The 10,944-nt window shown below is 42.2% G+C and carries 7 protein-coding genes; 4 read left to right on the top strand and 3 right to left on the bottom strand.

What is annotated here, in order from left to right:
• The first annotated feature begins 256 nt into the window (after positions 1–256).
• Complete coding sequence (locus LIZ66_RS04435; RefSeq protein ID WP_148460987.1) at positions 257–1,936, top strand: AAA family ATPase; 1,680 nt, start codon at positions 257–259, stop codon at positions 1,934–1,936.
• A 43-nt stretch (positions 1,937–1,979) separates the two neighbouring features.
• On the opposite strand, the gene LIZ66_RS04430 is transcribed toward LIZ66_RS04435, so the two are convergent.
• Positions 1,980–2,804, bottom strand: coding sequence for a TrmH family RNA methyltransferase (locus tag LIZ66_RS04430; RefSeq protein WP_148460988.1), 825 nt, complete (start codon positions 2,802–2,804; stop codon positions 1,980–1,982).
• Between the two features lie 513 nt (positions 2,805–3,317).
• Between LIZ66_RS04430 and LIZ66_RS04425 the strand changes: the two genes are divergently transcribed.
• On the top strand, positions 3,318–3,752 hold the full coding sequence (locus LIZ66_RS04425) for an RrF2 family transcriptional regulator (protein ID WP_148460989.1): 435 nt from the start codon (positions 3,318–3,320) through the stop codon (positions 3,750–3,752).
• Between the two features lie 377 nt (positions 3,753–4,129).
• Positions 4,130–4,546, top strand: a complete 417-nt coding sequence (locus LIZ66_RS04420) for an ABC transporter permease family protein (protein ID WP_227198921.1) — start codon at positions 4,130–4,132, stop codon at positions 4,544–4,546.
• 72 nt (positions 4,547–4,618) lie between these two features.
• Here the strand turns inward: LIZ66_RS04420 and LIZ66_RS04415 are convergent, their stop codons facing one another.
• Complete coding sequence (locus LIZ66_RS04415) at positions 4,619–7,510, bottom strand: sensor histidine kinase (RefSeq protein WP_227198922.1); 2,892 nt, start codon at positions 7,508–7,510, stop codon at positions 4,619–4,621.
• 90 nt (positions 7,511–7,600) lie between these two features.
• The gene (locus LIZ66_RS04410) at positions 7,601–8,296 is read right to left on the bottom strand and encodes a response regulator transcription factor (protein WP_148460991.1); all 696 of its coding nucleotides are present in this window, start codon (positions 8,294–8,296) and stop codon (positions 7,601–7,603) included.
• 459 nt (positions 8,297–8,755) lie between these two features.
• Between LIZ66_RS04410 and LIZ66_RS04405 the strand changes: the two genes are divergently transcribed.
• Positions 8,756–10,873: an EAL domain-containing protein gene (locus LIZ66_RS04405; RefSeq protein WP_215659914.1), complete on the top strand. Its 2,118-nt coding sequence runs from the start codon at positions 8,756–8,758 to the stop codon at positions 10,871–10,873.
• Positions 10,874–10,944: the final 71 nt, after the last annotated feature.

The raw sequence follows: 10,944 nt of genomic DNA, 5'->3' as shown, positions 1-10,944 counted from the left end.
GAAGTGTGGTAACACACGGAGCTGACTGTTACTAATAGGGTGAGGGCTTGACCAAGAAATGAGAAAGACGGCTGCAAAGCGGCTGCCGGACTCACGCAGAGGTAAAATGATTCCATTAGGATGTAACATGTATGTAGTTTTGAAGATACAGTAAATGAGACGGTAACCATTTGGTTATCGTTTTTTTATTTGCTGAAACTATACTGCTGTGTTATCATGTTTATATAAAAAATATCTGTTTAGGAAGGAAGGGCATATGGGAAATCCTAATATTCCAGTAGGTATCTCTGATTTTAAAGAGATACGTGAGAATAATAACTATTATATTGATAAAAGCGGTTTCATATCTGAACTCCTAACCGATGGTGCAGCGAAAGTAACATTGATTACCAGACCGAGACGATTTGGGAAAACATTGGGCATGAGCATGCTCTACTATTTCTTTAATGTTCGAAATGAGAGTCAGAAATTATTCGAAGGGCTTGAAATTTCAAGAAATCACGAGCTTTGTGAAAAATGGTTGAATAAGTGGCCTACTATTTTTTTGACATTTAAAGATATAGATGGACTTGATTTTGCAAGTGCGTATGACCAGCTGGTATTTACCATCTCTGATTTGTATCAGAAATACAGTTTTTTGCTGGAAAGCGAAGAAATTGATGAAGAAGATCGTAAGCGCTTTAAACTTCTGAAATCTGGTGAGGGAAGCAAAATTTTGGTTATCAGATCTCTTAGTCTGCTTATGCGTCTGCTCGAGAATTATTACCATAAGCAGATGATTTTGCTTATAGATGAATATGACGTTCCTATAGCAAAAGCCAGCAGCAAAGGATATTACCAGCAAATGCTGGAAATTATCAGAGGTATGATGAGTACTGCATTAAAAGATAATACTTCATTGAAATTTGCTGTTATCACAGGCTGTTTGCAGATTGCAAAAGAGAGCATTTTTACAGGGACAAATAACTTTGTTACAGATACGATTGCAAATACCGGATTCAATGAATATTTCGGATTTACCCAGCAGGAGGTCAACAAAATCCTGGAAGATACAGGGACAGTGCAGTATGCAAAGCAGATGAAGGAATGGTACGATGGATATCATATGGGAGAAATTGATGTGTACTGCCCGTGGGATGTTATGAATTATTTGCGGGAACTTCAGAGAAATCCCAAAGCGCAGCCAGTCAGTTATTGGAAAAATACCAGTGACAACGCAATTATCCGCTCTTTCATCGATTTTGCAGGCAATAGCATTACGGACAAAATGGAAACATTGCTTTCTGGTGGATATATTCTTCAGGATATTGATGAGAACCTGACTTATGATTATTTGCATTCATCCGAAAGTAATCTTTGGAGTATTCTTTACATGACTGGTTATCTGACAGAAGCGCGGATTTCAGAAGGGAAAACTGCATTTTCACCGGATACCAAAGCATTAAAGATACCAAATGCGGAAATAAGAGAAATTTTTGAAACTACGGTAATGAAGTGGTTTGCTGACAGTGTGAAAAAATGGAATCGAACAGCGATTTTTCAGGCTCTCTGGAATCAAAAACCAGAAATTATAACCAGAGAAATGAATCTATTGCTGTGGAATACCATCAGTTATCATGATTATAAAGAAGACTTCTATCATGCGTTTCTCACAGGCATTTTTATGGGAGATGGTGAACAGATTGAATCGAACAAAGAGCATGGATTGGGAAGACCAGATCTTGTGATTATTGATAAAGCCAATGGAAAGGTAGCGATTTTCGAAGTAAAATATTCGCAAAGCATGAAACAGTTAAATAAAGATTGTGATAAAGCACTGGCGCAGATGAAAGAGAGAAAGTATGCAGAGGATTATAAGGACAGGTATAAAGATATCTTTTGTTATGGAATCTCATTTTATAAAAAGGAATGTCTGGTGAAAATGCTGGAGTCTTAGAACCTGTTTAAACACGCTCTGGAAAAGGTGAGGAAGCATTCCCTCACCTTTTTCCAAGTTCCCAGAAAGCCACAGCACTTGCGGCAGCTACATTCAGGGAATCCACTTCATGGGACATGGGGATTTTTACGGTGTAATCGCAGCCGGTGATGGTTGCATCCACCAGTCCGTCTCCTTCAGCTCCAAGGATAATCGCCAGTTTTTCTTCGGCTTGAAGGGCTGGGGCGTCAATGCTGATGGAATCGTTCCGAAGAGCCATTGCTACAGTTTTAAATCCGAGAGAGCGAAGCTGCTCCATTCCAGCTTCCGGCCAGGACACTTTTTTATGAAAATAAGTCCATGGAATCTGAAAAACAGTACCCATACTTACCCGGGTGGCTCTGCGGTAAAGAGGATCACAACAGCCTGGGGTGAGAAGAACCGCATCCATATGAAGCGCGGCAGCTGAACGAAAAATGGCTCCGATATTGGTTGGGTTCACTACATTTTCCAGAATGGCGATACGGCGGGCATTTTTGCAGATATCTTCCACAGAGGGAAGGTCCCGGCGAGTCATGGCACAAAGCATTCCACGGGTAAGTGCAAAGCCTGTAAGCTTTACAAGTACCTCATAATCTGCTGTATAAACCGGAATTCCCGGGAACTTTTGTAACAATTCTTTTCCTTCTTTTTCCAGATCCTTGTGTTGAACTAAAAAAGAAACCGGCTGATATCCGGCATTGGCCGCGCGTTGGATTACCTTTGGGCTTTCTGCGATAAAAAGTCCTGGTTTGGGCTCATAGAATCGTAGAAGCTGCACCTCCGGAATTCTGGCGTAAACATCCAGCTCCGGGGCAGTGAAATCTGTTATTTCAATTCGGTTACTCATTTCGTTTTCTCCTGTTTTTCAAGTGCTTTTTAAATGATACTTGTTTGATAAAGCATTTTATTATCAGCATTATTATAAGGGAAAGACAGGTAAATTGCGATTCTTTTTTCAGCATATTTCTGCAATCGACACGCTCTAGCTCGGGAAAGGAAACGATATGAGAAAAATTAGAATTTTAGGGACTGCTGTTATTACCCGCCAATTGATGGGGAAAAGGATGTCACGTTTAAAATCATCCAGAATGATCAGGCAGTTGAAACTCTTGACAGCCTTATGACGACACAGCAGTTCCGGTAATTTATGAGGGAACATCAGAGAGTGAGAAAAAGTTCACATTGCGAACCGGCTTATCAGTTCGCGCAGCGGCTCATGCGCAGACGATAACTATTTCCGGAATACTGGATTATCTGCGAATAAAAAGGTAATTTCCTATTGAAATAATAGGAATTAGAAGGTATAATCTTCTGTAGAGTGATTTTGCATTTGCAGAATCACAGAGCAGGAGGAATGAAGATGAGAATATCCACTAAGGGTAGATATGCAATAAAGTTAATGCTTGATCTGGCTACCAATGACAATGGAGAGCCGATCAGGTTAAAGGATGTAGCGCGCAGACAGGAGATTTCTGAGAAATATCTGGAGCAGATCATTTCTGTATTAAATAAGGCTGGATATGTGAAGAGTGTCCGCGGACCACAGGGCGGTTACTCCCTGCAGCGAAGACCAGAAGAGTACACAGTAGGCATGATCCTCAGACTGACAGAAGGCTGTCTGTCACCGGTAGACTGTGTCGCACCAGACGGAGGCGGCTGCGAGAAAGGTGATGCATGCGTCACACGTATCCTCTGGAAGAAGATTGATGATGCTATCAATGAAGTGGTAGATAATATTACATTAGGAGACCTTCTTGACTGGCAGGCTGCAAGCGCAGATGATTATGTAATTTAATTGTAACTATTCAGAAGGCAGTATTCCGCCAGGTGTTTTTTGTAAACGTAGTTCACAGAAAATCCGAGAATTGCGGCGCGAAATCATGCAAAGCATGATTTCTGTGCATCGCGGAGCGTGTAACTGTGAAGGTACTGAACAGTTACATTTAATTATAAAATGCATATTGAAAAGAAAAAAACATATGCTATAATGCCAATGGGCAAAGAGATGTGAAAAATCCATGTAGTTCAACTACAAACGAAAACCCCAGTGTTGCAGCACTGGGGTTTTCTATTCCAAATTTTTGATGGAATGTCCGCCGCATAAACACACCTGCCCTGCGTGAAGCGCTGTATGTAAAGTACGGTCTGGATCAGCCAGTAGCTGTCCAGTTTGTGAACTACGCAAAAAATATGTTAAAAGGTGATCTTGGTGTCAGCTACAATATTTCCAAGAACACTCCTATTTCCCAGATGATTCAGACAAGACTTCCAATTTCTATTGGAATCGGAGGACTTGCCGTTATCATCGGAGCGATAGTAGGACTGCTACTGGGACTATTGGCAGCCCTGAAATATAACACCATATGGGATTCGCTGGCCACGGTCATATCGGTAATCGGTGTGTCGGTGCCGTCTTACGTATTTGCTCTTGCTCTTAGCTACAGCCTTGGTTTCCGCCTCCAGTGGTTCCCGATGCTGTACAAAGCGAACAATGCAGGCATGTCCAGTGTACTTCCAAGCATTGCTCTTTCCATGTTTACCATTGGAGAGTTTGAGAAATTTAAGAGTATGCCGAGACTGGAATATTAATTGCAAAACAGCAGCAGAAGTAAACTAATCGCTTACTCCTGCTGCTATTTTTATAGCTGCATATGATAAAAATCATCTCGCTTCCGGTTTGGGCTGAGCAGGGACTTCTGCGTCAGTGCACTTGGAATTCTGCGCCTGGAAGGTGATAGTCACTTTGAATAAATCCCCATCCAGGTAAAGCTGGAATTTGCCGCCCTGGAGCTCAGTAAGACTTTTGGCGATGCTAAGTCCAAGCCCGCTTCCCTCGGTGCCACGGGCTACGTCACCGCGGACGAAACGCTCGGTAAGTTCCTCGGCAGCGAAATTTAACGGCTGGGCGGAAATATTTTTCAGGGTGAAAACCACCTGACCGTGGGCGTTCATTACTTCCGCGTAAACCCGGGTGTCTTCCATGGCATATTTTGTTACATTTCCGAAAATATTTTCCAAAACACGCCACAGCCGCTGGCCATCCGCATAGATTACAGAAGGCACATCTGGAAAATGTACTATCATGGTAAGATGGTGTTCTTCGAAACGCTCCTCGAACTCTCCGATTACCTGATGGAGCATTTCTACGAAATCAAGATTATTCATGTTCAGTGTCAGATTTCCGGTGCTGGCCTTGGAGGCTTCTACCACATCCTCTGTGAGTACTTTCAGCCGGGCTGCCTTGGCTTCCAGAATATCCAGATATTCCAGAACCTTAGGATCTGTAAAATTCTCACGTTTCAGAAGATCAACGTAGCTGATAATGGAAGTCAGTGGGGTCTTCAGATCGTGGGAAACGTTGGTGATCAGCTCGGTTTTCATTCGCTCATTTTTCACACTGTTTTCTACGGCTGCGTCAAGACCGCTTCCAATGTTATTAATATATTCTGCAATATGTTTATCATCGCCCCAAAGCCGTTCCAGAGGAATTTTATATTGCAGGTTTCCATTGGAAATTTCTCTCAGTCCTTTTATGATCTGTTCTCTGCTGCAGGCTTTTGTAATGACATATAGCAGTATCAAAAGATCAGCCAGACAGCTGAAGAAAAAGAACAGCTGCATGCTGCCAAGTAAGGGACCGCAGATTATATATTTGATGAAAAGAAAGCAAAGAAAAGCGAAGGTTGCTTTCAGTCTGGCAGCAGTGTTTCTGGAGTAGAGATCAGCAAGGGCGTGAAGCTTGTGACTGGCTGAATGAATCAGTCTGGAGGTCAGGACAAGAAGACGGCGCAGGATGCTGTTTTTCCAGAGCTGCTTTGCCTTGATCCGCCGTACCAGGCTAAGGTAGCCAATCTGGAACCAGAATAAAGTGTAAAGCCCCAGAATCATAAGCTTCAGCAACAGACTCACATCAAGGAGCGATGTGGCACGCAGTCGGTCAGTCTGATAGTCTGCAAAGGACAGGCATTGTAAAAGGAATATCAGGACAGGAAACCATGCAAGCAGAATCAGTCCTGCAGAAAGCTCGGTTGGCCAGCGGTCAAAAAAGCAAAGGTGCAGCTTTTGGTCGCTGTTTTTTCTTCCGGCAATTGCTGTTAGCCATACAAACGCAGCCAGGAAAAGAAAGCCGCACAGCAGGAAGAAAAGAAATACCGGCTTCTGATATCTGGAATAGTTTTCAAAAAATGTTTTGTCAGTGGCAAAGGTATCGGAAACAGGAAATGCCTGATCCACATAGGCGGCAAAGATGAAATTGCTGTTTACTGCTGGCAGCAGGGAGTTTGCCACCTCCTTCCAGGAGTCGCAGGTAACATTGTTTCCGGGGAAAGTATTGTATTTCCTGAGCCCTGCCAGGTTGCTGGTAAATCCATCTGGTTGATATTGGATAAGAACATAGGAAATACCATTTATAGATTTTAAAAGATCTGTCAGTTTTGTGCAATAATCGATGGTGCCCCCCATATTGTCAGCTGTAGGATTTTCTATGGCTGAATCAGCGTGTGTTACACTGCGTTCCAAGGTATAGCCCAGCTGGGCTTTCAGCTTGCTGTTATTGGAAATAACCTGTCCGTCATCCTCGTTAATGTAAATGTAACTCATGTTGGAGTGACCCTGGGAATAATTTTTCAGAATCTGCTCCTGCTGGATATAAAAGTCAGTTCTGGAAAGAAGGCTGTAAAGAGATTCGAAAGCCTCATCTATGCGGTCGTTCCATTTGGCATTGGAATTTAGAACATCCAGAATGCTGTCTGCGCCTTGGGGCGGATAAGCCTCTGTTGGTTCATAATATCCATCATAGAGGGAGATGGAATCATAGAGCACTTTGCCGCCCCCGGATGTGATCTGAATGCCGGAAAGATCATCCATTACACCATATTGCATGTCGTCTTTGATGTCTTCGATAAGCTGTTTGAGATTTTCATCGTAGGATGCTATTTCAGTTGCAGAGTCACTGAATCCGTAATACTCCATATCCACAGAAAAATCCAGTTCTCCGCTGTCAATTTTTTCCAGAAAATCCTGAACATAATAATAATGCCGGGAAAGTGACTCGCCGGCAGAAGAAGCCTGGTGGCAGATCACAATGGGATTTCCACTGGAGGTATCAAAGTCCTGCGCCCATTTTTCCAGGTCTGAAACTGAATAGGCCAGACCGGAGGTGTTTTGAAAAGAGATTTCTTCATCGTTGGCAATTTCATTAAGATCAACTACTTGGGATGCAGATGTCTGATTTAAAGAAGCGTGAGCCTCAGATGAGGCATTTTTGTCAGATGACTGGGAAGCTTCATTTTGGGCAAGGCCTTTCCAGGATACATTAGTATAGGGAAATGTAACAGAAATTCCGTACATCACGTCATAGGCTGCGTCGTAGAGGGTATTGGCAAATGCCGTGGAATCCAGATAATCTTTCCCGGAATCAGAAAGCCTCAGACCATGTGCCAAAGAGGTAATTAAAAATAAACCTGAGAAGATTACAGCTCCCAGAAAAATATATTGAAATAGGAGCAAAAGCCCTTTGATACCAGGGCTGCGGTGCCATTTTTTCTTTTCCATATGATTAATCCCTTTCTTGATAATGTGCTGCTTATCGTATTGGTAACGCCATTTGGCATATTCAATAGCGAATCTTTCAAATACTTTTAATCAAAGCTTTTCAATTTTATATCCAAGTCCCCAGACAACTTTTAAATACCTGGGCTCCTTGGGATTGATCTCAATCTTTTCCCGGATATGCCGGATATGCACGGCAATTGTGTTATCTGCCGCAATTGCTTCTTCATTCCAGATATTTTCATAAATTTGATTGATGGAAAATACCCGGCCCTGATTCTTTATGAGAAGAAGCAGAATATTATATTCAATTGGCGTAAGCCTCAGGGTTTCGCCATCCACCTGAACTTCTTTCTGATCGTCATTCACCGTCAGCCCGCCGGTTGTATAAATATGCTGACTTTCACAGGAAACCGCTGCACCCAGCTGGGTATATCTTCGAAGCTGGGAACGAACCCTGGCAATCAGCTCTAAAGGACTAAAGGGCTTGGTTACGTAATCGTCAGCTCCAACATTCAATCCAAGAATTTTATCTGCATCCTCGGACTTTGCTGAAAGAATAATAATAGGAAGAGAATGTTCCTCCCTGATTTTCAAAGTTGCCCTGATGCCATCCAGCTTCGGCATCATTACGTCGATGATCAACAGATCTACCTCATTTTTCTGTAAAACCAAAAGTGCCTGTTGTCCATCGTAAGCCTTTAGAATCTGGTGACCTTCCTGTTCCAGATAAATGCTGATGGCTTCTACAATATCTTTATCATCATCACATACAAGAATTGTTGCCATTTTCTTTTTCACCTCCCCTGTAATATATAAGGTATCAGACAAAATTTAAGATGAAAGGGGTAAAATCTTAAGATATTCTTATGAAAATATTGTACGTAAGCTTATGGATACACTGCACTGTGTAAAAACGTACTTGTCCGATAAATATAAGTGTAAAAGAAAGCCCCGCTAAATGCAACAATATTGTCGGCTTTTGTCAGCTTTTAGCTGCTCCACTCTTTTTTGAAAGTGAGCAATAGGGTCATCATACTGTTTTTCCAATTCATCCAGCCAGCCAATAGATTCTATTGTTTTCTGGCGGGAGTATTTCTTAGCTTTATCGTAATATGTGTCATTATGCCTAAAAAAAACAGAAAAACTTTCGCGAGTTGACCTGTTGCGTATTGAAAAGGAATAGCTTATAATATTTTTAATAGTTTTAATCGTTGGATTTACATTCAGAAATGGAAAAGGACGCGTATGAGACAGGAGAAGAGAACTGAGACAATTACATACATAGTAGATGAGTCATATCGAATTCAGTATATGAGTAAAGCACTGATGAAACAGTTTTCGGATTTTGAGCCCGGAGAGATCTGTTATGAGAAGTTTCGGGGAAGAGAGAAGCCCTGTCGTAATTGCCCGTTGGCACATCCGAACCGGAAGACCGATTTATTCTATAATGAAGATCAGAGGAAATGGCTGAAAATCAATGCCGGAGAGGTCGAGTGGCCGGGAGCAAGGAACTGTCATGTAATTTTGGCAAAGGATATTTACGAGGAAGATATGGATAATCTTTGCCGTTTTGTAAATATGAAGAAGGAGATCCTGGAACGGAGAAACCCGGGCAAGACGGAGAAGAATAAGCTTACAGGTTTATTTGCCAGAATTCCTTTTTTTACACAGACAGAAACCTTTCTCAGAATAAATGAAGCTGCGGCAGGGAAATACTGTCTGGTAGCCATTGATATTGAACATTTTAAGCTTTTTAACGAATGGTATGGTCAGGTGGCAGGAGACAAGCTCCTGAGAGAAATCGGGGCGCATCTTAATAAAATGCGTCAGGAATTTGGCGGGATTGCCGGATATATGGGTGGGGATGACTTTGTAATTGTTCTTCCAAATGATGAAAAAGTTCTCGAAAATCTGAAATGCCGTATTACCGGATTTGTGCGTGCATACGGTGGACATACCGGATTCCTTCCTGCTTTTGGTTTTTATGTAATTGATGATATCAGTCTCAGTGCTTCACAGATGTATGACCGGGCAATTCTTGCGCAGGAGACAGTAAAGGGAAATTATGCTGTACGCTGTGCTTATTACAGCTCAGATATGAAGACACGCCTGGAGAATAATCATGTGCTCCTTGCTGAAGTGCAGGCCGGTCTGGAAAGAGATGAGTTTATCTACTATCTTCAGCCGAAATGTAATCTGAACACAGGTAAGATCGTCGGACTGGAATCTCTGGTGCGCTGGAAGCATCCTGAGAAGGGAATTGTGGCACCTGGATATTTTATTCCGGTTATGGAGAGTAACGGACTGATCACAGAACTGGACATGAAGGTGTGGGAGCAGGTTTGCCAGACGCTGCAGGACTGGATAAAAAGCGGACACAAGGTAATTCCTATTTCTGTCAATGTATCCAGTGTGGATATTTATGCAATTGATGTAGTAGAGCATTTTAAAAATCTGGTTCGCAAATATGGGCTTCCGCCGGAATATGTAGAGCTGGAGATTACAGAAAGTGCTTATGTAGAAGAATATAAGGTGATTACCGGTGTGGCAGAGGCACTGCGAAATGCAGGCTTTACCGTTCTGATGGATGATTTTGGAAGCGGATATTCTTCTTTGAATATGCTGAAGGATGTAAATGTAGACGTTCTGAAGATTGACATGAAGTTCCTGAAAATGGATGAGAATACCATGGACAAGGGAATGGGAATTCTTGAGGCTGTTACCAGAATGGCAAATATTATGGGACTTCGCATGATCGCAGAGGGCGTTGAGACGGAAGACCAGATCAATTATCTGCTGAATATGGGCTGTATTTATGGCCAGGGTTATTTCTTCTACAAGCCTCTTCCGGTTGAAGAAATAAAAGTACTTCTCAATGATGAGAATAATGTGGATTACCGGGGGATTCAGGCACGAAAAATTGAGCATGTACGTTTCAAGGATCTGTTTCAGTCTGAGCTGGCAAGTGACAGCATACTGAATAATATTCTTGGACCAATTGCCATTTATGATGTATATTGTAATAATGTAGAATTGCTGCAGGTAAATGATAAATACTGTCTGCTGGTTGGACAGGATCCTGTGGATCTGGCAGAGAATGTTCAGGTTATGGAGGCAATACACCCGGATGACAGGAAAAAAATGCAGAATATTTTCCAACGGTCTTTCCAGAGACTGGCTGAAGGTGCAGAGGGAACTGTGCGCCGCAGAAGAGAAGACGGTCAGTATATATGGATAAATATCAAAGCATTTTTCCTGAGAGAACAGGATGGACATAAAATGTTTTATGGAGCTGTCCGGGACGTATCCGAAGAAATGAATCAGTTCCAGAAATTGATGTTTTATCAGAACAGGGGAAATTAATGTAAATGCAAGGGCGCGTTGTCCTTGCATTTTAAATTGGTTTGTGGCATAATCTGTGATAATAACTTAAC

It is taken from the genome of Blautia faecis (assembly GCF_020554845.1).
Lineage (GTDB): Bacteria > Bacillota > Clostridia > Lachnospirales > Lachnospiraceae > Blautia_A > Blautia_A faecis.
The sequence above is the reverse complement of the archived record's forward strand: the minus strand, read 5'-3'. Positions and strand labels throughout refer to the sequence as shown.